The 22,342-nt window shown below is 69.6% G+C and carries 23 protein-coding genes and 3 pseudogenes; 14 read left to right on the forward strand and 12 right to left on the reverse strand.

The window, feature by feature from the left end:
• Positions 1–810 precede the first annotated feature (810 nt).
• Positions 811–960 (forward strand): hypothetical protein, encoded by a 150-nt coding sequence (locus GFH48_RS01015; RefSeq protein WP_153286409.1) that lies wholly within the window; start codon positions 811–813, stop codon positions 958–960.
• 258 nt (positions 961–1,218) lie between these two features.
• Here the strand turns inward: GFH48_RS01015 and GFH48_RS01020 are convergent, their stop codons facing one another.
• Complete coding sequence (locus GFH48_RS01020) at positions 1,219–1,794, reverse strand: TetR/AcrR family transcriptional regulator (RefSeq protein WP_153286410.1); 576 nt, start codon at positions 1,792–1,794, stop codon at positions 1,219–1,221.
• A 146-nt stretch (positions 1,795–1,940) separates the two neighbouring features.
• On the opposite strand from GFH48_RS01020, the gene GFH48_RS01025 reads away from it, so the two are divergent.
• From GFH48_RS01025 to GFH48_RS01065, 9 genes are all read left to right on the forward strand, one after another.
• A complete protein-coding gene (locus tag GFH48_RS01025) occupies positions 1,941–2,801 on the forward strand; it encodes an alpha/beta fold hydrolase (protein WP_194280448.1) in 861 nt (286 codons plus the stop codon).
• A complete protein-coding gene (locus tag GFH48_RS01030) occupies positions 2,798–3,598 on the forward strand; it encodes an alpha/beta hydrolase (protein WP_153286411.1) in 801 nt (266 codons plus the stop codon). Before GFH48_RS01025 ends, GFH48_RS01030 begins: the two co-directional genes overlap by 4 nt.
• Before the next feature lie 304 nt (positions 3,599–3,902).
• The gene (locus GFH48_RS01035) at positions 3,903–5,072 is read left to right on the forward strand and encodes a sensor histidine kinase (RefSeq protein WP_194280449.1); all 1,170 of its coding nucleotides are present in this window, start codon (positions 3,903–3,905) and stop codon (positions 5,070–5,072) included.
• On the forward strand, positions 5,069–5,728 hold the full coding sequence (locus GFH48_RS01040; protein ID WP_153286412.1) for a response regulator: 660 nt from the start codon (positions 5,069–5,071) through the stop codon (positions 5,726–5,728). The genes GFH48_RS01035 and GFH48_RS01040 overlap by 4 nt, the downstream gene beginning before the upstream one ends.
• Before the next feature lie 112 nt (positions 5,729–5,840).
• On the forward strand, positions 5,841–6,476 hold the full coding sequence (locus GFH48_RS01045) for a GOLPH3/VPS74 family protein (protein WP_153286413.1): 636 nt from the start codon (positions 5,841–5,843) through the stop codon (positions 6,474–6,476).
• Between the two features lie 14 nt (positions 6,477–6,490).
• On the forward strand, positions 6,491–8,056 hold the full coding sequence (locus GFH48_RS01050) for a carboxylesterase/lipase family protein (protein WP_153286414.1): 1,566 nt from the start codon (positions 6,491–6,493) through the stop codon (positions 8,054–8,056).
• Positions 8,057–8,511: 455 nt separating this feature from the next.
• A complete protein-coding gene (locus GFH48_RS01055; RefSeq protein ID WP_153286415.1) occupies positions 8,512–9,177 on the forward strand; it encodes a hypothetical protein in 666 nt (221 codons plus the stop codon).
• A gap of 184 nt (positions 9,178–9,361) precedes the next feature.
• Positions 9,362–9,766 (forward strand): hypothetical protein, encoded by a 405-nt coding sequence (locus GFH48_RS01060; RefSeq protein WP_153286416.1) that lies wholly within the window; start codon positions 9,362–9,364, stop codon positions 9,764–9,766.
• A gap of 282 nt (positions 9,767–10,048) precedes the next feature.
• A complete protein-coding gene (locus GFH48_RS01065; RefSeq protein WP_153286417.1) occupies positions 10,049–10,252 on the forward strand; it encodes a hypothetical protein in 204 nt (67 codons plus the stop codon).
• 73 nt (positions 10,253–10,325) lie between these two features.
• On the opposite strand, the gene GFH48_RS01070 is transcribed toward GFH48_RS01065, so the two are convergent.
• Positions 10,326–11,114, reverse strand: coding sequence for an MBL fold metallo-hydrolase (locus tag GFH48_RS01070; protein WP_153292657.1), 789 nt, complete (start codon positions 11,112–11,114; stop codon positions 10,326–10,328).
• A gap of 87 nt (positions 11,115–11,201) precedes the next feature.
• Here GFH48_RS01070 and GFH48_RS01075 point away from each other — a divergent pair, with 87 nt between their 5' ends.
• Positions 11,202–11,819, forward strand: coding sequence for an ABATE domain-containing protein (locus GFH48_RS01075; protein WP_407698601.1), 618 nt, complete (start codon positions 11,202–11,204; stop codon positions 11,817–11,819).
• A 587-nt stretch (positions 11,820–12,406) separates the two neighbouring features.
• Here GFH48_RS01075 and GFH48_RS01080 read toward each other — a convergent pair.
• Complete coding sequence (locus tag GFH48_RS01080; protein WP_153286419.1) at positions 12,407–12,856, reverse strand: peptidoglycan-binding domain-containing protein; 450 nt, start codon at positions 12,854–12,856, stop codon at positions 12,407–12,409.
• A 607-nt stretch (positions 12,857–13,463) separates the two neighbouring features.
• Here GFH48_RS01080 and GFH48_RS40005 point away from each other — a divergent pair.
• Positions 13,464–13,634, forward strand: a pseudogene (locus tag GFH48_RS40005) (transposase); the annotation flags it as partial.
• A 276-nt stretch (positions 13,635–13,910) separates the two neighbouring features.
• Here GFH48_RS40005 and GFH48_RS01090 read toward each other — a convergent pair.
• Together GFH48_RS01090 and GFH48_RS01095 are read right to left on the reverse strand one after the other, a co-directional pair.
• Positions 13,911–14,711, reverse strand: coding sequence for an SDR family NAD(P)-dependent oxidoreductase (locus GFH48_RS01090; protein ID WP_153286420.1), 801 nt, complete (start codon positions 14,709–14,711; stop codon positions 13,911–13,913).
• A 152-nt stretch (positions 14,712–14,863) separates the two neighbouring features.
• Positions 14,864–15,580 (reverse strand): MBL fold metallo-hydrolase, encoded by a 717-nt coding sequence (locus GFH48_RS01095; RefSeq protein WP_194280450.1) that lies wholly within the window; start codon positions 15,578–15,580, stop codon positions 14,864–14,866.
• Between the two features lie 772 nt (positions 15,581–16,352).
• On the opposite strand from GFH48_RS01095, the gene GFH48_RS01100 reads away from it, so the two are divergent.
• Positions 16,353–17,216 (forward strand): TetR/AcrR family transcriptional regulator, encoded by an 864-nt coding sequence (locus GFH48_RS01100; RefSeq protein WP_228120229.1) that lies wholly within the window; start codon positions 16,353–16,355, stop codon positions 17,214–17,216.
• 141 nt (positions 17,217–17,357) lie between these two features.
• On the opposite strand, the pseudogene GFH48_RS01105 reads toward GFH48_RS01100, so the two are convergent.
• From GFH48_RS01105 to GFH48_RS01130, 6 genes and pseudogenes are all read right to left on the reverse strand, one after another.
• A pseudogene (locus GFH48_RS01105) lies at positions 17,358–17,687 on the reverse strand (transposase); the annotation flags it as partial.
• A gap of 86 nt (positions 17,688–17,773) precedes the next feature.
• Positions 17,774–18,142 carry a hypothetical protein gene (locus tag GFH48_RS01110; RefSeq protein ID WP_153286422.1) on the reverse strand — a complete coding sequence of 123 codons (369 nt, stop codon included), beginning with the start codon at positions 18,140–18,142 and terminating at the stop codon, positions 17,774–17,776.
• Positions 18,139–18,513: a TetR-like C-terminal domain-containing protein gene (locus GFH48_RS01115; protein ID WP_153286423.1), complete on the reverse strand. Its 375-nt coding sequence runs from the start codon at positions 18,511–18,513 to the stop codon at positions 18,139–18,141. The genes GFH48_RS01110 and GFH48_RS01115 overlap by 4 nt, the downstream gene beginning before the upstream one ends.
• On the reverse strand, positions 18,399–19,316 hold the full coding sequence (locus GFH48_RS01120) for an alpha/beta fold hydrolase (protein ID WP_153286424.1): 918 nt from the start codon (positions 19,314–19,316) through the stop codon (positions 18,399–18,401). Before GFH48_RS01120 ends, GFH48_RS01115 begins: the two co-directional genes overlap by 115 nt.
• A gap of 14 nt (positions 19,317–19,330) precedes the next feature.
• Complete coding sequence (locus tag GFH48_RS01125) at positions 19,331–19,489, reverse strand: NAD(P)-binding domain-containing protein (protein ID WP_153286425.1); 159 nt, start codon at positions 19,487–19,489, stop codon at positions 19,331–19,333.
• Between the two features lie 169 nt (positions 19,490–19,658).
• On the reverse strand, positions 19,659–20,399 hold the full coding sequence (locus GFH48_RS01130) for an SDR family oxidoreductase (RefSeq protein WP_153286426.1): 741 nt from the start codon (positions 20,397–20,399) through the stop codon (positions 19,659–19,661).
• A 154-nt stretch (positions 20,400–20,553) separates the two neighbouring features.
• On the opposite strand from GFH48_RS01130, the gene GFH48_RS01135 reads away from it, so the two are divergent.
• Complete coding sequence (locus GFH48_RS01135) at positions 20,554–21,459, forward strand: helix-turn-helix domain-containing protein (RefSeq protein WP_228120231.1); 906 nt, start codon at positions 20,554–20,556, stop codon at positions 21,457–21,459.
• 706 nt (positions 21,460–22,165) lie between these two features.
• On the opposite strand, the pseudogene GFH48_RS01140 reads toward GFH48_RS01135, so the two are convergent.
• Positions 22,166–22,309: pseudogene (locus tag GFH48_RS01140) on the reverse strand (ATP-binding protein); the annotation flags it as partial.
• Positions 22,310–22,342: the final 33 nt, after the last annotated feature.

The raw sequence follows: 22,342 nt of genomic DNA on the forward strand, positions 1-22,342 counted from the left end.
TTGGGCCCGGCGTCATCCGCACAGGTAGTGGCCGCGCGAGCCCGCATCGTTTCGGTATGCGACGGTGCTGAGGTTCGTCCGTTGCCCTCTTTGCCGACGGATCTCCGGCACAAGACACCGGGGCACCGGACGTCCTGGAAAGGACTTCTCCTCCGAGTGGTTCAGCCCGCAGGCGGTGGGTGTGACCGACGCGGCGTCGGGCCTTCTCACGACAACCGCCGACACCGTCGCCACTTCGGGCCGCTGCCTCCTCGCCCTCAGCACGACGTGGGGAACACGTCATGTTCCCCACACGTTCCCACCGGGCCTTGCTGCTGTACCTGGTCGGCCGTTCTGCGTACGGACACGCGACTTGACCGGTGGTGAGATCGACGTACCGCCCGGGGACCCGCATCTGGCCGGCATGGTCCCAATTCGGCGGGCCAGGAAGACGTCGGCCAAGTGATGGCGTGGGCTGCGGGAACTGGCCATTCAGCCGGCCGCTCACTGCCGGTCCCCTCGATTCGGGGCAGTCTCTGAATACCGACCTCGACCGCCGCGACGAGGTTGCCCTCCAGCAGGAAACCGGCACATTTCAGGGTGGGCGACGGTTGGGATTCTGATTCGACGAGTGCGGTAGGCCAGGCGCTCTGGTGATACGGCGCGGCAGGAAGGGACTCCCCGCGCCGGCGGCGAGCGGCTGCCCAACGGCGAAGGACTCGTCTCCTCGCCTCTGACGTCGACGCCGATGCGATCTCATCGAAACGGTGCGGTCCGGCGAAGACCTCGCGCGGGACGAGAAGGGTCCACCGCTCGCCGTACACCGTCACCGTGACCGACCTGGCCCTCGCGGCCTACGAGCGCGTGTCGGAGCCCAAGCGGCTGCGGACGATCCCGGGCGCCCACTTCGACCTGTACACCACTCAGTTCGAGAGGGCGAGCAGCGCTGTCGTCAAATGGTTCCGCGACCACCTCGCCTGAGAGGCGTCCGCGCACGCCGACGCGCCCGGCACGAACGAAAGAGGCGTCACACGACGTACCCGACCGACGATGCCGGGCGACCCGCCCTCGTTCCGCGTAGCGCTGCCCTGCCCTGCCCTGCCCTGCCCTGCCGCAAGCAAGGTCCACCGGAGCCGGCAACGCGGTTGCCTCCCCGGTTCATGAGGGAGATGTCCCTCGACGGGCCGGCCGTGCGTGACGTCATGGGAAGACGGCCACGCTGCACCCGGCCGTACTCCCTCAGGGCAGCCCCGCGACCTTGCGGGCGTTGCGCAGAAAGGTCTTGCGCACCTTGTCGGGGTCGCCGAGGTAGCTGCCCACCAGGACCGCGTCACGGAGCATGACGAGCGTGTCCGCCCTGTCGTCCGGATCGTCCCGGCCCACCGCGACGAGGTACTCGCGCAGAGTCGCGCGGAACCACGCCCGGTGTTCGGCGACCACGCCGCGCACCGGACTCGCGGGGTCGGAGTACTCCGCTGTGGCGTTGATGAACGGACAGCCGCGGGTGTGGTGCCGGCTGGCGTCGTCCGCCACGCCCTCGACGGCGAGCTCCAGAAGGTGCTCGGGCGACACCGCGTGCTCGGCAGCGGCCTCGAACTGCGCCCGGACCAGTCCGTCCTCGCGCTGGAGGTAGGCGATCACGAGCTGTTCCTTGCCCGCGAAGTGGCGATACATCGTGGCCCGGGTCACACCGGCTTCGCTCAGGATCCGGTCCACGCCGACCGTGTTGATGCCCTCCCGGTAGAACAAGTCGCCGGCGATCTCCAGCAGGTGGTCCCGCGGTGTCGCGCCCCGCGCCCTGGCGTCTGCACTCATGCCCACATCTTAGTGGGTACCGATCGTTCTTTCTCGTTTGTGAGCTATGCCGCAGGCAGGCAAAAGCACTCTTGACATCGACCACGTCGAATGTTTAAGTCGGGAGAAGGATCGTTCTTTCTACCTCCTGAAAGGTGCACACGCCCGTGCATACCTCACCCAAGCGTCGCGGCTCCCTGGTCCTCACGCTCGCCGCGGCGACGACCGTGGCCCTCGCCGCTGCCGGCAGCGCCGACGCGGTCCCCGCCCACGCTGCCGTTCACCACGCCACCACCAAGCCCACCATCGTCCTGGTCCACGGGGCCTGGGCGGATGCTTCGAGCTTCGCTCCGGTGGCGCACAAGCTCCAGCGCGACGGATACACCGTCCTCGACGCGCCGAACCCGCTGCGTGGCCTCGCCGCCGACTCCGCGTCCGTCGCCGCGTTCGTCAACCAGGCCACGACCGGCTCTGTCGTACTCGTCGGCCACTCCTATGGCGGCGCGGTCATCACCAATGCCGCAGCCGGCATCTCGCGGGTCAGAGCCCTGTCGTACATCGACGCGTACGCCCCGGCGCAAGGTGAGTCCGTGGCCCAGCTGACCGGTGCCAAGCCCGGATCCCTGCTCGCGGTCGCCGACCCGAGCACCGTCTTCGACGCCGTTCAGGACCCATCCCAGCCGCAGGGCGACCCGGACCTGTATGTCAAGCGCGACCTGTTCCCGAAGGCGTTCGCCGGCAGCCTGCCCGCCCGTGTCGGCGCCGAACTTGCCGCCGCGCAGACCCCGATCGCGGCCGGCGCCCTGAACGAGCAGTCAGGACCGGCGGCCTGGAAGACCGTGCCGAGCTGGTTCCTCGTCGGAACGAAGGACGAGGTCCTCCCGCCCGCCGAGCAGCGGGCCATGGCAGCGCGGGCACATGGCACGGTCGTGACGGCCGACGCGGACCACCTGTCGATGCTCGAGGTTCCGTCCGCCGTCACGAAGCTGATCGAAGAGGCCGGCACCTCCACGGGCGGTGCACGATGAGTTCCCCTGTCGTGTTCGTCCACGGACTCTGGGTCCACGCGTCGGCGTGGCACCCGTGGGTCGATCTGTTCACGAACGCCGGCTACGAGGCACGCTCGGCCGACTGGCCCGGTGACGGCGACACGGTCGAAGCAGCCCGGCGCAACCCCCAGCGAGTGGCGGGCTACGGGGTCCAGGACATCACCGACCACATCGCCCGCCAGATCGGTGGGCTCGGTGAGCGCCCCGTGGTGATCGGCCATTCGTTCGGCGGTCTGATCGCCCAGAAACTTCTGGCCTCGGGCATCGCCTCAGCGGCCGTCGCCATCGACCCGGCGCCGATCAAGGGGGTGAAGGCCCTGCCGATCCCCCAGATCCGCTCGGCGCTGCCGGTGCTGCGCAGTAAGGCCAACCGCAATGAGGCCGTGATGCCGACCCGCCGTCAGTTCCGCTACGGGTTCGGCAACGCGGTCAGCCGCGAGGAGTCCGACGAGTTGTACCGGCGCTGGGTGATCCCCGGACCGGGACGGCCGATATTCGACCTGACGGCGGCCAAGAAGGACCCGCAGTCCCCCATCGAGGTAGACCTGAGCGACCACGCGCGCGGGCCTCTGCTGATCCTCGGCGGGGAGCGCGATCACACCATCCCCGAAGTGGTCGCACGCCAGGCGGCCGAGCTCTACCGGCCCGGAACCAACACCGAATACCGGCGGATCCCGGGGCGTGGGCACTCGCTGGTCTTCGACAGCGGGTGGCGTGAAGTCGCCGAAGTCGTGCTCGACTGGGTGCGACGGCACGACACTTCCCCGGCACGCTGACACAGGCTCCTGGACAAGCGCGGTGACTGTACGAGACATCTGGTCGCGGGTACCGACGGCGAGTTGCCGGTACCCGCGACACGTCGCCGTGCCGAGACCCACCGGACGACGCCTAACACTCTCGTGGCCGGTGGACGTACGGTCGCCTCTCACCGCGTACGGCGCGGGCGCACGACGAACTCGCCGACAGCAACGACAAGGTCGGCGTCATCGACCACCGAATGACCGCCCGAGCCAACGCGCTCTGCCGCTGACCATCGCGGGCCTGATGGATGTATGTGCCCCCCGCCGATACGGTTGGGGCGTGGACCGCAGCCGTGGAGAGCCGGACGACGCGTTCGCCGGGGACGCTCCGAGCGCGGTGTCGTCCCGGGCGGTCCGTGCGCTGTGGTGGGGGTCCGGCGGTGTGGTGCTCGCCGTCCTCGGCACCGCGGTACTCGTCGCCGGCGCGGAGCGCGGCCCTCGGCTGCCCGTGGCCGTGACCCTCGTCCTTGTGCAGGTCTGCGCCCTGAGGTGGCAGGTACGCGCCCCGGTCCTCGTCCTGGCGGCGAACGCGGCGGCGGGGCTCGTGGTGTGGGCGCTGCTGCCCGCGGTGTCCCTGACAGGGGCACTGCTCGCCGCGCAGGTCGGGTTGTGTGTGCTGTCGGCCACCGGATCGCGACGTGCCTCGCTGTGGGCGCTCGCGGCCATGTGTCTGCCGGCGCCGTTGGCGTTCGGGGCGGGTGGTGGCCCCGGGCTGACGGTCTATCTGCTGGCGGTGGTACTGGCGTGGACCGGGGGTCAGTGGCGTCGGGCGCTGCAGGCGCGCGCGAGGGCGGAGGCGCGCCGGGCTGTCGTGGAGGAGCGTGCGCGGATCGCGCGCGAGGTGCACGACGTCGTCGCGCACACCTTGTCGGTGATGGTCATTCAGGCCGGCGCGGCCGACGATGTGTTCACCGAACGGCCCGACCAGGCACGTCAGGCACTTCGGGCCATCGAGACGGGGGCCCGCGAGGCGCTGGACGAACTACGGCTGCTGCTACGTGCGTTCCGGCCCGACATGGAGGCTGACGGACCCGAGGGGCAGCGCGGGCCGGGTCCCTCGCTCGCTCGCCTGGACGAACTGGCCGATACGCTGCGCGCGACCGGCATGGCCGTGCGCGTGCACCGTGAGGGCGAGACCGTCGGTCTGCCGGCCGCGGTCGATCTGGCGGCGTACCGGATCGTCCAGGAGGCCCTCACCAACACGCTGCGCCACGCGACCGGCGCCGACGAGGTGAGCGTGCGGGTGACCGCTGACGGAGCGTCCGTGAAGGTCACGGTGATCGACAACGGGCGTACCGTGCAGGTCGGTTCGCGCGGCATGGGCGCGGGGCGCGGCCTTGTGGGGATGAAGGAACGCGCCCGGCTCGTGGGAGGCAGCCTGCACGCCGGTGCGCTCCCCGGAGGCGGGTTCGAGGTGGCGGCGCGACTGCCGGTGGAGCGCGCGTCATGACGCTGCGCGTGGTGGTCGCCGACGACCAGGCCCTGGTCCGCACCGGATTCCGCATGATCATCGACGCCAGGGACGACCTGGAGGTGGTCGGTGAGGCCTGCGACGGTCAGGAAGCGGTGCGGCTCGCGCGCGAGCTGGCGCCCGACGTCGTGCTGATGGACGTACGCATGCCGGTCGTGGACGGCATCGAGGCGACCCGGCGGATCGCGGCGAGCGGCAGCGGAGCCCGGGTGCTCGTGCTCACCACCTGGGACGTCGATGCCCACGTGGTCGCAGCCCTGCGGGCCGGGGCGAGCGGCTTCCTGCTCAAGGACATGCGCCCCGGTGAACTCGTCGACGCGATCCGCGTCACCGCCCGGGGCGACGCGCTGCTGGCGCCGGCCGTGCTGAGCCGCGTTCTCGACCGGTTCCTGCGTACCACGCCCGACCTCGCGCCGCCGCCTTCCCTCGCGGACGTCTCCGTCCGTGAGCGGGAGGTGCTCACCCTGATCGGGCAGGCGCTGTCGAACGCGGAGATCGCCGACCGGCTGTGTCTCTCGGAGGCCACCGTGAAGAACCATGTCACCGCGGTGCTGCGCAAGCTCGGCCTGCGCGACCGCGTCCAGGCCGTCGTCGCCGCCTATGACCACGGCCTCGTGCGACCCCACAGCCCCTGAAAGCGCCTCCTCCTCCAGGAGGAGGCCGGGCCACGATCCCTCCCGGGTTCCCAGTGACAGCCCATCCCCTGGGCCGATCCGTGGCTGGGGCGCCCGACCATAGCGTCGAGATGTGACCGACGACCTGCCCAGCCTCGTATATCTGCTCGCCTACGACGACTCGACCCAAGGCCCTTACGACCGTGCCCGGACCGAACTCCTGGTCCGTGCCGCCACCCTGATCGACCTCGCGTCGCGTGGCCGGCTGAAGGAGGACGGCGGCACCGTCACCGTGACCAGCACGGAACCGACCGGCGACCCCGTCCTGGACGCCGTTCTGTGCGACGCCGCCGGGCGCGGCTGGAAGCAGCTCGTGCGCCGCCGTCGTCGGCGGACCCTGACCGAGGTGGAGGACCGGCTCGCGGGCGCGGGAGTCCTCACCGTGAAGGAGCCCCGTACGCGCTTCGGCTCAAGGCGAGTGACCGTGACCGACCACGCCGTGCCTGACGCCCTCCGCGCCCGCGTGTCCACGGCACTGCACGGAGAGGGTGCTGTGCGGGAGATCCCCGCCGCCGACGCCGCGCTGCTCGCGCTGGCCGCGGCGGGCGGTGTCCGCTCGGTCGTCTCCCGGCAGGACCAGAAGACGTTCCGGACCCGTATCGACGCCTGCACAGAGCGCCTCGGCGCCCTCGCGCCCGGACTGGAGAAAGCTGTACGTGCCCTGCCGACGACCATGATCGCCGCTCAGGGCGGCATGGGCGGCAGCTGACCGACGGGAAGACGATGAGTAGACACCGCCTTCTGATCACCTTGTGCTGCGCCCTGCTCGCGGTGCTCGCGACGGCCTGGACCGCGGCACCACCCGGGGAACCCGTCCGCAAGGATGCCACCACGACCGTACGCACCCACGACGGTCCGGTGCGGGGCGCCGTCCACGACGGCTACCGCACCTTCGAGGGCATCCCGTACGCGTCACCGCCCGTCGGCAGGCTGCGCTGGGAGCCGCCCCACCGTGCGGCACCCTGGTCCGGGGTGCGGGACGCCACCCGGCCCGCGAGCGCCTGCCCGCAGCCGGCCGGCGAGGTGCCGGGCGGCAGCACCGACGAGGACTGCCTCCATCTGAACGTCACCATGCCTGACGGACCAGGACGGGCACGCGCGCGACCGGTGATCGTATGGCTGCACGGCGGTGGTTTCACCACCGGAGCGGGAAGCTCGTACGACGCTCATCGCATGGCCACCCGTGGCGACGTCGTGGTCGTCACCGTCGACTACCGTCTCGGAGTCCTCGGTTTCCTCGCGCACGGCGGGCTGCCCGGCTCCGGCACCTTCGGCCTGGCCGATCAGCAGGCGGCACTGCGCTGGGTGCGCGCCGAGATCGGCGCCTTCGGCGGTGATCCGCATGACGTGACACTGGCCGGAGAGTCGGCGGGCGGCTACAGCGTCTGCGCTCAGCTCGCCTCACCCGCCGCCACCGGGCTCTTCGAGCGGGCGATCATCGAGAGCGGTCCCTGCACAGGCCGACCCGACAGGCCGTTCGCGCCGTCCTCCGTCGCTCTGTCGGCGGCTCGCACCGCGGGCGCGGACCTCGCGGCAGAGGTCGGCTGCGGCTCCGCCCCCGATGTTCCCGCCTGCCTGCGGCGCGTACCTGTCTCCCGCCTGCTCACGGCCCAGGACGCCGATCAACAACCCGCTCACGACACCCCGTTGCTGCCCGGCGACCCGGCGGCGGTCCTCGCGGCGGGGCACTTCCACCGGGTTCCCCTGCTCATCGGCAACAACCACGACGAGGGCAACGGCTGGGCCGCCGGAATCATCCAGGCCGGCAACCCCGTCACCCCCGGCACCTGGCCCGAGGTCGTGGCCGCCTTCTTCCCTCTCCCGGGGCAGGCGAGGGCGATCGTTCATGAGTACCCGGTGCACCGCACCGACGGCGGGCCGGTGTTCGGAGCGGTCATCGGCGACGCGAACTTCGCGTGCCCGACGACGTTCACCGCCAGTCTGCTCGCTCCCGATGTTCCGGTCTGGCGTTACGAGTTCGCCGACGAGAACGCTCCGCCGCTCACCTCGGGCACGCCACCGTTCCCACTCGGCGCACCCCACGCGAGCGAACTGCCCTACCTGTTCGACCTCGGCGGCCGGCCCCGCAACCTGACTGCGGCCCAGCATCGGTTGGCCGACACCATGATCGATTATTGGGCTCGCTTCGCCCGCACGACAGACCCGAACGGCCCGTCCCTGCCGCATTGGTCCGGCGGGACGGTTCTGTCCCTGGCGCCGGACCACATCGTTCCCACCCACACGACGAAGTCCCGTCACCACTGCACGTTCTGGGAAACCCTCGGGTGACCACGAGGACGACGGTCGTGAGGGGCGGTCCGCTCGGCCGTCGGACTACCCGGATCCGCCCAGTTCGATACCGCCTCAGCAGCCACGTCGAGCGCGGCGACGACCGCCGGGTCGGCTCGGCATGCCACTGGCGCGGGCCTCCACCGCGACCGGTGACGATCTCTCAGAAGGATGAGCACGAACCGGACCCGGGCCGCACCGAACGGAAGTTGCGCGATGACCCCTGGCTCTCCCGTATCCGTGGCCACACAGGGTCAGTTCGCATCGAACCGCCCGCGGGAGCTGAAATCGCTGCTCCCGGACCGCGGGCGCCATGGACCGATCTTCCGGCAAAGGCCTCGGCAGTGATCTCACCGACCGGCTTTCAGTCAAACGACGGGGAGCCGTGTGGTCTGACGAACGCACATCGCCGAACCCATGAGACACCCATCTGCACGGACCCTGAGGGGACAGTCATGAATGAAATCGTCGTCAGGCGACTGACGGGCCTTGCCGGCATCGCCACCGCGGTCGCCTTCATCGTCGAAGTACCCTTGTATTTCATATACTCTGGTCCGCCACCCGACTCGAACGTCCTCGCCAGGCTACTGATCGGCATCCTCGCGCTGGCGTTTTTGATCGTCTTCGCCACAGCCTTCCGTGAACTGGTCAAAGTGACGAACCCCGCCCATGAATGGATCGGCACGATGGCCTTCGCCGTCGGACTGGTCTACTCGACGATCACCCTCGTCTCCAGCGGGTTGGAAGCGGGCGCGGTCATCGCCTCCGACCATCCGATCGACCCGACCATCACGGTCAGCGGCACCTACGTCCTCTACGGGACGATAGGCCGCCTCATGCTCGCGCTCTTCCTCACCGCCGTGGGTTTTGCCATCTCCCGCACGGACCTGCTGCCGCTTTGGACCGGCCGCTCCGCCTTCGTCCTGGCAGCGGTCAACCTGATCTTCGTGCCGTCCCTGTTCTTCGGTAACACCCCCGAACACTTCTACGCGGCGAACGGCTGGGGCACCACGGCTCTGATGGGCGCGATCTTCAGCTACTGGATGCTCGCCGTGGGCGTCTCCATCTACCGCAGCGCCACACGGCGTACGCCCGCCGGCTCACCAGCTTTGCGGCACTGACGCCGTCGGCGCGGACGACTGGCGTAGGTCACCTCGGGCCGGCCCTCGTGCCCGCACCCGCCCCCAGAGCCCTGAGTGAGGAACTCGCTTCAGGTAGCCCACGAGGCGTTCGAGGATCTCGTGAACGCAGCCCGTCGAACAAACCTGTGAGAACTGACCGTGGCCTTCTGCCATTCTGCGTGTCATGGCCGCACGAATTCGAAGACTGCCCCGGCACCGCGCCTGGCCACTGACCACCACCGACATCAACGCGTGTCTCGGCCCCTACATGAGCCGAGTGACGGACTTGCGGTTCCTCACGGGCTATGACAGTGGGCCCATCGTCCTGGGAGCTGAGTGGATGGCTCCGATCCCCCACAACTACGGCCGCAGCATGCATCCGGACATGGTCGGCTTCCGCATAGACGTCCACCCGGTCGATGCCACTGAACGTGCTGCCACCCGCGCTGTTCTACGGGCGCACGCGCTCCCGCGACTCCACGAATGGATCACGCAGGCGATCGCTGCCGACGAGACCTGGCAGATGACGCCTCACCAGCACTGCTGGCGGCTCACCGACGGCCACCTCACGCACCACGACGAAGCGTGAACCGAGCCCGGACAACAACGCACACCCCGACATCAGCGAGGCCACACGCACGGGTTCACAACGAACCCAAGAGGCCGCCCGGGAACCATGACGCCCACCGCTCGGGTTCCCGCCGAGATACTTCAGCTGCCCTGAACTCACGGGACTCCAGGGGTGCGACCCATATACGCGCCAAAAGCCCAACGCGATGATCTTGAAGCCTTGAGTGTCCGGCCCTCCACCCACTCGACCCCGTGTCATTGATGGTGATGTTGACCGTCGTCCTGGGGCCCGAGGTCGGTTGTGGCCTCGATCGAACGGACCGCGTATCCGCGGTTCACGCGGCTGGTCACCGCGCACGAGCTGCATCTCTTCTTCTCGCCGACGCGCGATGAGCTGACGTGGGCGGCCGATGCCGCGGATGGCGATGAGCATCTGCTGGCGTCGCTGCTGAAGTCGGGTCAGGGCATGGGGTGTTACCCGGCGTGGAGGACGTCGCGGAGATAGGGGGACTTCGCCCGTCGGTCGGTGGAGCTGCCGGAGGCCACGCTGCCGGTGAACCGAGGTCGGCGGTTCAGGCTCAGGCGCGCTGCGTCCATTCCTGGTCCAGACGGTCGGCCAGGCCGGCGGCGGTGAAAGCTGCCTCCAGTTCGTCGCGGCCCTCGGTGAAGTGTGCCCAGCTGTCGTGGTGGACCGGGACGACGCGGCGGACGTCGAGAATCCGGGCGGCTTCGGCGGCCTGCGCGCTGTCCAGGACGATCAGGTTGCCGTCGAAGAGCATGGGGAAGCGCGGGGCGCCGGCGAAGAGGATGGCGGTGTCCACCGGGGTGAAGCGCTCGGCGATCTCCTTGACGGCGTCGAGGGAGGCGTTGTCGCCGCTGACGTAGACCGTCGGCAAGCCCTCTCCGGTCAGGACGAAGCCGACGACCTGGCCGGTGAGGGGCTCAACCTCCTCGCGCGGGCCGGGGCCGTGGATGGCGGGAACAGCGGTGACGGTGATGGTGCCGCCGCCCGGGCGCTCCAGTTCGACCGTCTCCCAATCGGCCAGGCCCTCGGCCCTTTCCCCGAGGCGCTCGCCGCCGCCGGGAGTGGTCAGAGTGAGGGGGACGTTGGTGAGTAGGGCCCGGCCGGAGATGTCGAGGTTGTCGGCGTGCTCGTCGTGGGAGAGCAGGACCACGTCGATGGGGCCGAGGTCTGCCGGGGTGGCGGTGGAGGGTGCGGTCTTGGTCAGGGTCGGACCGGACGAGGGGTAGTCGCCGGGGCCGTCGAAGGTCGGGTCGGTCAGGAATCGCAGGCCGCCATATTCGAACAAGGCGGTCGGGCCGCCGAACGTGCGGACCGGGAACTGATCAGCGTCGAGTTGGGACATCACGTCACCCTTGTTTCTCACGAAAAATATCTGCGTTTAACGTGATGCCAGGCTAGGCGGGCATCACGGAAAAACGCAAGCGTTACCATGACAGTCATGGATGACACCCTGGCCACCGGCATAGCGCAGGCCGCTCTACCCCCGGCCCCGGGCGCCGACCGGTACCGCTCCCTGGACTTCGCCGACGCCGCCGCGACCCTGCCCGCCGGCCAGAGCTACGACCTGCTCGCCACCCCCGAATCCGCCACGCACTGGCTCGTCAACCATGACCTGACCACTCCGGACGTACAGATGTACGAGGTGTGCGCACAGCGAATGCGCACGCTTCGCACGCACGTACGCGCCCTGTTCTCCGCCCGCGTCGACGGCACTCCCCCACCCGAAGAGTCCCTGCGCGCGGTGAACGAAGCACTCACGGCCGTACCCACCGCACCCCTCCTCGCCTGGGACGGGACCCAGGGACTGCGCCGCGTCCAAGCCCACCCCACCGACCAGGCCGTCAACCACGCACTGGCGACCCTCGCCGCCGACGCCGCCGACCTGCTCACCGGTCCCGACGCCGATATCCTCGCCGCCTGCGGCTCCGCTCCCTGCGACCGGTTCCTCCTGCTCACCCACGGCCGCCGCCACTGGTGCTCCACCCGCTGCGGCGACCGCGCCCGCGCCGCCCGCGCCTACGCCCGGCGCAGCGGCGCCTCGGACTGACACACCACCCAAGGCCCCCTTGTGACCCACCCGGTGCCACCACCAGTGTGCTCGGCGCTGGGTCCGGAACCGCCGGCGCCACCAGCGGCCTGAGCAGCCGGCTCCGGACGGCGGCCATCCGTAGGCAGCACCACCGCGCAGGGACGGCCGCCGAGTTCGTTCGCGATCGACCGCGGCCGCCGGTCAAGGTCGGCGGATCATGTAGAGGACCTGTGCCATGCGCGGCTGCGCGTTTCGCGGCCATACCGCTTCGCCCCATCTGCACGAATGCGGCGGCGACTTGTGCCGGCTGGAGGTCTGTACGCCGCGGCCGCGACGACCCTCGGCCTCGCCGCGCGGCACTCCCCTGCCGCTGCGTGCCTTCCGGTTCAACAACGCCGGTGCCGGCGGCAGATCGTGTCCGGCGGGCCGACGGGTCTGCGGGCGGGTTCCACCGGCGTGTCCGTGCGGCGGGACACGCCGGACGGGTGTCAGTGGGATGGGATCGGTGGGTCGCGGGCGCGACGGGTGGGGCGCGCGTCCCGGCCCGCCCCGGACAGGCGGGGGCAGGCCGGGGCCGCTCACCCGGCGGCCGGAGCTCGCCTGGATCAGGCGTCGGCGAAGCGCTTGAACGCGGCCCTGGTCCCCGAGCCGGCGTCACCGTCGATCGCGCCCGTGTAGCCCCACTGGGCGGCCAACATGCGCTGGAGCGCCTTGACGGTGTTGGTGCCCGGGTCTCCGTCAATGGCGCCCGTGTAGCCCCAGATCCCCGAGAGGAAGCGCTGCATCGCCTTCCAACTGTTGGTGCCCATCTGCCCGTCGATGGTGTCGGTGTAGCCCCAGTACTGCGCGAGGAACCGCTGGACGTTCTTGGCCTCGGCCGTGGTGAGACCGAAATTCTGCGTCGCGGCCGCGACAGCGGGTTGGGCGACAGCCGTCGTACTCGCTGTGCTCGCGGGCGCCGCGTAACTGACGCCCGCGGTCACCACACTGCCGGCGGTCAGGCCGGCGATGGCGACGAGGCCTGCGAGGGTCTTGCCCAGAGCGTTCGGTCGCATGCGCGTTCCTCTTTCGATCGTGGGTCGACGCCTGTCCTACCCGGCGGGCAGGCGGCGGGACCACCATGCGGGGCCGCCGGGCAGCACGGCCACGAATGCCGCACAACTGGCGATTCCACGGGACGACAGGGCAGCTGACCTGGGCCGACGAACTCTGGCGGGGCGGCCGCACGGGACGGTCCCATGCGACGCCTGTGGCAGACGTGACGGCCTTGTGGAGAGCGCGCGACGCAGGCGGGTGTCAGGTCAGGCTTGCGGTGAGTCCGCGACGGGCACCACCAAGGCCCAGTAGTGAGGTGCCGGGAATCAGGGGGCGGGGGTGCAGGTGACCTCGACGGTGTCGCGGCGCATCGTGATGGCGTGCGACGCGTTGTTCCCGGCCTCGTCGACGCTCAGGCCCCAGCGGATTCTGGTGGCGTCCCATCAGCGCCGTCGCACAGCGCGTCCGGCAACGCTGGCAGCCACGTCGAGGGGTCCTGGCCGGCCTTGGACCGATTCGTACGGGCAGTGACCGCGACCAAGTCGGTCTCTTGGCCGCGGTCGTTGGCGTACACCTCGTGGCGCGCGACGTTCCAGGCGGAGGCGCCCGAGTCCCAGGCTTCGGCGCTGCGGCGTGAGCCCGGTCGAGGCTTCCTCAGGGAAGACCAAGCGCCTACGCCTCAACCGGGGCGGAAACCAGCGGGCCAACTCTGCCCTCCTCCCTGGCCGGTTGACATCCATGGGGGTGTCAAGACGGCCGCGTCCTACCCGGCAGGCGTCACTCCGGTCTCGTTCTTGATGTGGCGGGACGCTGCAACGACAACTCGCAGGGCCGCGTCGGCCGACATCAGCATCACCCACCCACGCGTCAGGCGCGCGCACCCTCGACGCCCACGAACACCACGTCTGCCGCGACGCGTACGCTGCGGGGGCCGATCATCGAGGGTCCCGCTCGAACCGTAGGCACCACCTCTCATGGTCATGGCAGGTGCGGCACGCACGCAGGAGCGAATCAAAGCACCTTGCAGTCAACGGAGTTGGAGCAGTGCACGCCGGCGCAGGAGAACCGCTCGGCCTAGAACGCCGAGCGAATGAGGCCACCGTCCACGCGGATCGTCGCTCCGCTGACGTACTGGGCGTACTCGCTGCACAGGTAGGCGATCGCTGCCGCGATCTCGTTCGGTTCGCCGAACCGCTCCTGGTCGTTGGGGATCAGAGCGTTGACGGCGTTGGGCTGGATCTCTTCCCACGTCCGCCCCCAGCCCCGGGCGGGTCCGATCTCAGTGACCAGTTCCTTCGTCGCCTCGACGAGGATCGCTCCGGGCGACACGACGTTCGAGGTGACACCGCTGCCTTTCAGCTCTCTGGCCAGGGATACCGCCAGGTTGTGCCGGGCCGCCAGCGTGGCGTTGTACTGCGGATGGGTGTTCATCGGCTGCGAGGCAAGACCACCGCCGATCGTGATGACCCGGCCCCAGCCGCGTTCACGCATGGCCGGGACCAGGCGCTGGATCAGCCTGACACCTGAGACGACGTTGACGTTGTAGGTGTCGAGCCACTCCTCGGGGGTCACCTCCGCCCACGAAAGGTGCCGGTAGAAGCCGGCGTTGTTGACGAGGATGTCGACGGGCCCGTCCTCCGTCGCGGCGCGGGCGACCTCGGCCGCGGTCCGGTCATCGGCCAGGTCACCCACCACAGTGGTGGCGACTCCGCCCGCCGCGCGGATGTCCTGGGCGACCGCGTCGGTACGCGCCTTGTCCCGGCCGTGCACCACGACTGCCGCGCCTTCGGCCGCCAGCAGTTTCGCGGCGGCCTCGCCGAGTCCCGAGCTGGAACCTGTGACGAGGGCCCGCTTGCCGGTCAGTTTGAGGTCCATGTCCTACCCTCTCTGGGCATTCCGATGTCGTAAACACGCAGGTAGCGCGCCACACGAAAAAGTCTACACCCGTATACTTATAGCTCGGGAGGTCGCGGTCGGCGCGATGGTTCTCCTGACCGGCTTCAGGGTCGTGGCGTCGCCCGCAGGGGTCAGGCGTCGATCCAGGACCGTTCGCCGTGCGCCCGGTGGACGCGCCGGAAGCGCGGGTTCGGGAAGTGGGCTGTCCCGACCGCGACGTCGTGCTCGGCCAGGCGGACGAGGAGTTCCTCGCGCGTCCTCAGCGCCTGGGCCGCGTCGCTGTCGAAGAGGAAAGAGATGCCGGTGTCGTTGATCTGGAGCGGGTGATGCACGGCGTCTCCCAGCAGGTGGGCCTCCTGACCTCCGGCCGTGATCCGCACCACGTAGTGGCCGGGTGTGTGACCGGGTGTGTGGTGAGCGACGAGTCCGGGAGCGATCTCCACGGCGGGGGCATCGACGCAGCGCAGGACTCCTGCGCCCCTCGCACCCTCCATGACGATCCGGGCGGGGTCGTCGACCGGTGCGGGGGTGATGAGAGCGTCCCGGTCGGCGGCGCCGTACACGACTCCGGCGTGAGGGAAGTACACCGTCCCACCGGGGGCGACCCAGCCCACGTGGTCCGCGTGCAGGTGGGTGAGGAACACCGTGGTCACGTCCTCCGGCGCCACGCCGGCCGCCCTCAGGGCTCCGGGGAGCGCACCGCCGTTCGCGATCGATGCGGGAGCGGGGTCGAGACCGGCTGCGGCTGCGAGCACCGGCCCCGTGGTCACCGGCAACGCGGACGGCTTCTGGCAGCCGAACGTCTCCTCGGCCCGGGACTTTCTGAGCTGGTACGAACGCTGGCTCAACCACATACGGGACGGTAAGGACAACCCCGCGCTGGGCCTCACCTCTCCGTCGGCCGTCGCGAGCGCCCCCTGGGGCCCACGGGTCACGGCCCGGAGATTTCGGTGACCGCACGCCGCTGAGGACGGGAAGGACCTCTCCCGGATTTCCTCGCAACGCCTCACGGAGGCCCCGGATCGAACTCGGGGTGCTGTGGAGGAACCTGGGTGCGTTGCTCCGGCATCCGGTTCGGTGGAAGGGACTGTCGGAATCGACCGAGGCGTAGCCCAGGGGTAGGTTGCCGATCCGATTCCCCTTCGGCCAGCTGTCGGTGCGCGGGCCTCCCCGGGACCGGCGCCGAGTAATGAGTGGGCTGAAGGGCCAGTTCAGGTGAGTACCTCAGCGCCGCCGCTCCCCGCCGGTGGTACGGACGCCGGTCGACCTGGGCCTCGACCGCGGCGTTCGGCTCCGTGTACGAAGTCGCCGGCATCGTCGGCCCGCTCCTCGGCGGCACCTTCACCGACCAACTCTCCTGGCGATGGACCTCCTTCATCAACCTGCCCGCCAGAACGGTCACTCTCCCCATCGCCGCCCCGCGTCCTGCCCGCCGGTGTCCCCCGCACCGCACCATCACCCGCATCGACTACCTCGACGCTCTCCTTCTCACCGCGATCGCCACGGGCATCATCCTCGTCACGCCCTACGGCCCGTCGTGGAGTTGGGGCTTGTGTGTGATGGCCCTTGTCGTCATCACCGTCCCACTGGCCTCGTTCACTCTCCGCCGCCGTCCGCTCCGTGGTCCTCGACGCCTTCGCCCGTGCCATCGGTGCCGCCTTCCTCTGGCTCGCCCCCTCGGTCCTCGTCGGCACGGCCCTGGCCCTGCTCCTCAAGCCGACACAGGACCCGTCCCGCGCCGGCCAAGCCCCCTCTCACGCGGGAAAGCACGCCGGCCGCCTGAGGACGACGGCGATCGGCGCCGCCGACCACCTGGGTCAGACGCCGAGTGAGCATGCGCCGCACCGTATGCTCACCCTCATGAGTGCCGCACATCCCGCCCGCAAGCGCGACAGCGCCGCGACACGCGAAGCGATTCTCGCCGCCGCGGTCGTGGAGTTCACGGAGCACGGCTACGCCGCGGCCGGGGTCCGCCAGATCTCCGAGCGGGCCGGGGTCACGGCCATGATGATCAACCGCTATTTCGGGTCGAAGAAGAACCTCTTCGCCCACGCCGTCGACCGTGCCTTCAGCCCCTCGACCATCGTCGGAGGCCTGCCGGCCGATCTGCCGAGCACCATCGCCGGCGCCCTTGCCGAGCGCACGGCTCCCGGCGCCGAGCAACTCGACCCGTTCCTCCTTCTTCTTCGCTCCGCGGCGGAACCCGAGGCCGCCGACATTCTCCGGCAGGGCATCGAGGCCCACGTGGGCGCCCGTTTCTCCGCCCTGCTCGACGGTTCGGCGCCGGACGTCCGTGCACAGCTCGGACTCGCCCTGGTGGCGGGAACATGGCTGCTGCGCACGGTGGTCGGAACCACCGCCCTCGCAACGGCCGACAACGACAGCCTCGCCGCTCTCCTCACGGAGATGCTGGAGCCGGTCGTCCACAGGACTGCTGCCGTCGCCCCGCACGACAACGCCGCCAGTGACACTAAGCACGGCTGACCCGGCGGCGACCGCAACACAGTGCGCCGGTACAGCGCCCACCCGAACGCCGCGGTCATTGCTCCTACGGTGACCTGCACTTTCACCGGTCACCGGTAGCTCCGCGTGGATGCCACCGCCCGCCCGTTTCCCGGTCGCCTCTCCCTTCTTCAGGAAGCCGGTGTCATCGACGATCAGCACGGCGTCCCGGTCCCCGAGGTGTTCCACGACGTACTCACGCACGTCGTCCAAAACCTCATCGGCGTCCCACTCGATCCGGTTCAGCAACCGATGGATACGGTCGGGAGCCCCGTGACCCGCCTGTTCGACAAGTGTCCAACCGTTCTTCCGCTCCAGCGGAGCGATCAGTCCCCGCATATACGCAAGCGCCGTCTCCCGCGGCTCGGTCCTGCTGAACCGATGCACGAACCGCTCCTGCAACCGGCCCAACTCATCGGCCCACAACCTGACATCAGCAGGGTCCCCACCCATAACCACACCAACGACCAACCTGGCCAACCTGGCCAACAGTCACGGCATAGACCGTTGCAGTATCAGGGCGCGTATCGAGTCATGATCTAGTGGCGCAACAGCCAACGCCAGCGCGGCTGTTCGAGCACGACCGACGCCGCAGCCAGCGCGGTTGCGACGACCGCCGTCCACGTGGGCCACGCGAACCACGGCGCCACCGCTGCGGCGGCCACTTCGAGGAGCACGAGCAGGAGCATCGCTGCGCCGGGGATCGCCACCGGCGGGTCGAAGGGGCGGTCGCCAGGTGTCCCGACGACGGCCGGCAGTCCGATCAGTAGGACCAGCGCGATGATCGCGACCGCCCAGCCGACCCGGTGCAGCGCCCACGGGGTGGCCGTCCAGCCGATCAGTTCGGTCAGGAACCGCAGCCCGGAGGCGGCGTTGGTGCGGTTCGGGGAGTCCGCGGCCTGGGTCATGCTCTCTCCCTGACATGGAGCGGTGCGGTGTCGGGCCCGCCGATGGCGGCCTCGGCCCGCATGCCGTTGATGAGCGTGTCGACGACGAACCGGTAGCTGTCGGCGGGGTCGCGCTCCACGTGGAAGGCATCGTCGTTTTCGAGGCCGACGAAGCCGTGGATGACGGTGCGCACGGCTCGGACTGCGTCGATGGCGCGCTCGTCGGTCAGCCCGAAGCCGGCGACCGCGTCGAACAGGATCTGTACGGCTTCGTAGGTCACGGCCTGGTATTCGTCGTTTTCGGGGCGCGGGGCACGAACGCTTTCGGCGTACCGTCCGGGGTGGTCGAGGGCCCACTTCCGGTATGCCTCGGCGATCGCGTCTCCAGGAATGAGCGCACCAGGCCGCTCACTGCCGAAGGGAACTGGACCTGCGAGTAGTGGCCCGCCCCCGGGAGCACCTCGAGCCGGCCGACGCCCTCCGGCAGCGCGGCCACGATGGCCTCGCCCTCGGCCTTCGGGTCACTCCAGTCGGGATCGAGGGTGCCCATGACGACGAGGACCGGGCAGTGCACGTTGCCGAGTTGGGCACCGGCGTCGGCGGCGCTGTTCATCTGCTTCCGCAGGGCCTTCATCCGGCCCGGCTCGTGCAGCATCGCGTCGGTGCGCTCGAGGCTGGCGGCCCAGTCCGCAGGGCGCGGCTCCGGGGTCGCGATCTCCAGGTATTTCCGCCACTGCTTGTGGCTGCCGAGCATCGCGACGGCCGAGATCGCCTTCGCAGCCTTGCGGTAGCGGGACACGCCCAGGGCGCTCAGCGAGTACTCCACTTTGCGGGTGAACGGCGCCAGTTCGACGACGGCGCTCACGAGCGCCGGCGCCTTGGCTGCGGCGATCGTCGCGGCACCGCCGGAGATGGAGTGGCCGACCAGCACTGCGGGGCCGCCGAGGTGCTCGATCAGTGCGATCAGGTCGCCGGCGATGTCGGTGCGGGTGTAGGACGGCCACGTCGCGGTCGACTCGCCGCTGCCTCGCAGGTCCATGGCCGCGACCCGGTAACCGGTGGCCACCAGCTCTGGGACCATGAACCGATAGGCGTCGCGGCTCTGGCCGATCCCGTGCGCAAGCACCATCAGCGGCCCGGAGCCGATCACCTCATAGGCGAGGGTGCCGCCTTCCACATTCAAGAACTCAGTCATGTCGACCTCCGTAGTCAATTTCGATAGCGGCGTGGGTCGTCCCACACCTCCGGGCGCCGCGCCCAGGCGTGGACCGGGAACCCGGCCTCGGCCATCGCCTCGGTCATCGGCAGTCCCTGATCGCCCAGGCCGATGAAGCCAACAATCGATCGTTTGTTGCTGGGGGTAGTCATCGATGGATCCCTTCTGACGGTTCGGGAGATTGCAGGCCGGGCCGCTGCGAGGAGGCAGGTGGGCGGGGCGACGCTGCCCTGCCCACGACGTAGACCGTGTTCAGGCGGTCGCGGCAGGTCGGAGCCCCCACGACAGGGGAATCAGCAGCCGAGCCGGGAACCGGGCCGATCAGCGGCCGGGCAGGGTCTTCAGCGGCGCGGAGCGGCGCTCCAGGAGCTCGGCGTAGGTGCCGTCCCGCTCGGCCCAGCGCAGCGGCAGCGCGGCCTCGGCAATGATCTCGCGGGTCGTAGGCTCTACGGCCAGCAGCTCCATCACCTCATCGAGGTAATCGTCGACCGACACGGCCGCCGGGTTGAGCTTCGCCATCGCCGGGGTTGCGACGGCCGGCGGCACGAGCTCGGCCACCTCCACGCCGGTCCCGGCCAGGTGCGCCCGCAGCGACTCGGTGTAGGAATGGACCGCGGCCTTCGTAGCGCCGTAGGTGGCCATGAGCGGGAAGGGCAGGAACGCGATTCCCGAGCTCACCGTGATGATCGTTCCGGCGCTGCGGCCGATCAGGTGCGGCGTGAAGACGTCGATCACCCGGATGGTACCGAGCAGGTTCGTGGCGACCATGTTCTCGGCGTCGGTGATGTGCGCGGGGTCGCGCAGGTCCTCGGTGAGCAGGACTCCGGACATCGTGACGACGACGTCGAGGTCGGGGTGCGCGGCGAGCACTTCGTCGCGGGCCCGCAGCACCGAGGTGGGGTCGGTGACGTCGATCCGAACGGACTGCAGGCCGTCCTGTGGCTCGGGCTTGCGCCCGCCGACGACGACCGTGTTGCCGTCCTTCGCGAACCGGTGCGCGAGTTCGAGCCCGATGCCAGAAGTGCCACCGACGATGAGCACTGTGCGATTGGTGAGCCTCACCAGAATCTCCCTATAACGTTCGGTAGCCGTCCGACAACTACCTGCTCTTCCACAACCAGGCTCGCCCACATGCTTTGGAACTGGACAGGCCCTGCCGATCCGGGGTGTGCCAGGACCCCCTCTGCGACCGTCGGCCGCGGCTACCGTGGTAGGTATGCCTCGAGACGACGCGAACCGGCTGGGCAAGTACCTGCACGCCCGCCGCGACCTGGTCACGCCGCAGCAGGCCGGCATCCCCGGTGGCGCCAACCGGCGCGTCCCAGGGCTTCGCCGCGAGGAGGTCGCGATGCTTGCCGGTATCAGTGCGGACTACTACCTGCGGCTGGAGCGCGGCAGGGATCACAACCCCTCCCCGCAGGTGCTCCAGGCCATCGCTCGTGTCCTGTACCTCGACGACCTGGAAACCGAGTACCTGCTCGGGCTCAACGTGCCCCGCCCGCCAGCCCGCCACAAGCAGCGCGCACCGCGCCTGCCCGCCCGGTTGCACCATCTATTGGCGGCCGTGGACGTACCGGCGTTCGTCGAGGACCGGCACTTCGACGTCCTGGCCTCCAACCAGCTCGCGATGGCCCTGTCGCCGCGGCTCCGGCCTGGCGAGAACCGGCTGCGTTCCCTGCTGCTCGACCCCGAGGAACGCCACTTCCAGCACGACTGGGAGGCGGCGGTCGTCGACTCCGTCGCGGCTTTTCGCCGTTCGGTGGACGACAGCGTCGCCGACCGGCGCTCCGTCGAACTCGTCGGCGAGCTGTCCCTGGCCAGCAACCGCTTCCGCACCCTGTGGGCACGGCACGACATCAAAGCGCTCGGCTACACCAGCACAGTCAACCATCCGGTCGTGGGCGAACTGCGCCTCAACCGCGAGAAGCTCGCCGTCGGAGACCTGCTGCTCGTGCTCTACTACCCGGACCAGGACAGCGACGCCGCCGAGAAGCTCCAACTGGTGACCTCCCTCGCCCCTGCCGGCGGGCAGCAGCCCGCTGCGGCCGTCGCCCCTCCGGCAGGCCGCGACGTCGACGCCTGCCACCGATCGCAGGACAGTCGGGGCCGACGCAGACCGTGACGCCCTGCTCGCTCCGACCGTGCTGAGGAGGCGGTCACAGGAGACTTCGGGGCGTGCGGTGTCACGGGCAGGGACAGGTGACGTGATCTCACTTTGTCCTGCGGCTGCGTAGGTGAAAACGAAGAACGTATGTCGGTCAGTGCTGGCGGCGCCTCTGGCCTGAGGTGCCTGGAGATGGCGATCAGAACCAGGAACGGCTGGAGGTTCAGACGCCGATTCGACGCATCCACCATGGGAGGTCTCAGGGTGTGAAGGGATTGTTGAGCGTGCCGTCAGGGACGCGTGCGTCTGCGGGACCGATGGCTGCGCTCAACTCGCGTCGTGCCGTGGGCCTCAGGACATGGAGTGTGATCTCCAGCAGGGTGCGGGCGTGATGGTCGCCGTCGCGGAGATCTGTGTCATCGCGTTCGTAGAACCGATCGTGGTTCTCGCGTGGCCGTCAGACATTCGCATTCCAGCGGTGGAACGCGTGGGCGACTTCGCCCGCAGGGAGGCCGTGACCCCGTTCGAAGGCGGCGATCTCTCTGTTCGCCGAGGCGGACAGTCCGCGGATCACGGGTGCCCGCCGATAGTGCGTTCGGCGTCGCGGGAGCTACGCTCTGATCTCGCCCGGTGACCGGCCAGGCATGAACACTTCCAGTAGGAAGACGTTGGGGGCCCGACCCTAGAACTGGTTGGCGGCAGAGATCAAGTACTCAGGGTCGGCTCAGCTGACGGGCCGCTGTTCAGCGCGTGCTCGGGTGGTGCAGATTCGGTAGGAGTCGGTGCGGGTTTCGATGATGTTGCCGCCGAAGGTGAGGCGGTCGACGATGGCCGCGCAGAGACGGGGGTCGGTGAAGGTCTTGGTCCACACAACTGGGGCCGGCACTTGTTCCCTGCTGTC

Origin of the sequence: Streptomyces fagopyri (assembly GCF_009498275.1) — a bacterium.
In the GTDB taxonomy this organism is placed as follows: domain Bacteria; phylum Actinomycetota; class Actinomycetes; order Streptomycetales; family Streptomycetaceae; genus Streptomyces; species Streptomyces fagopyri.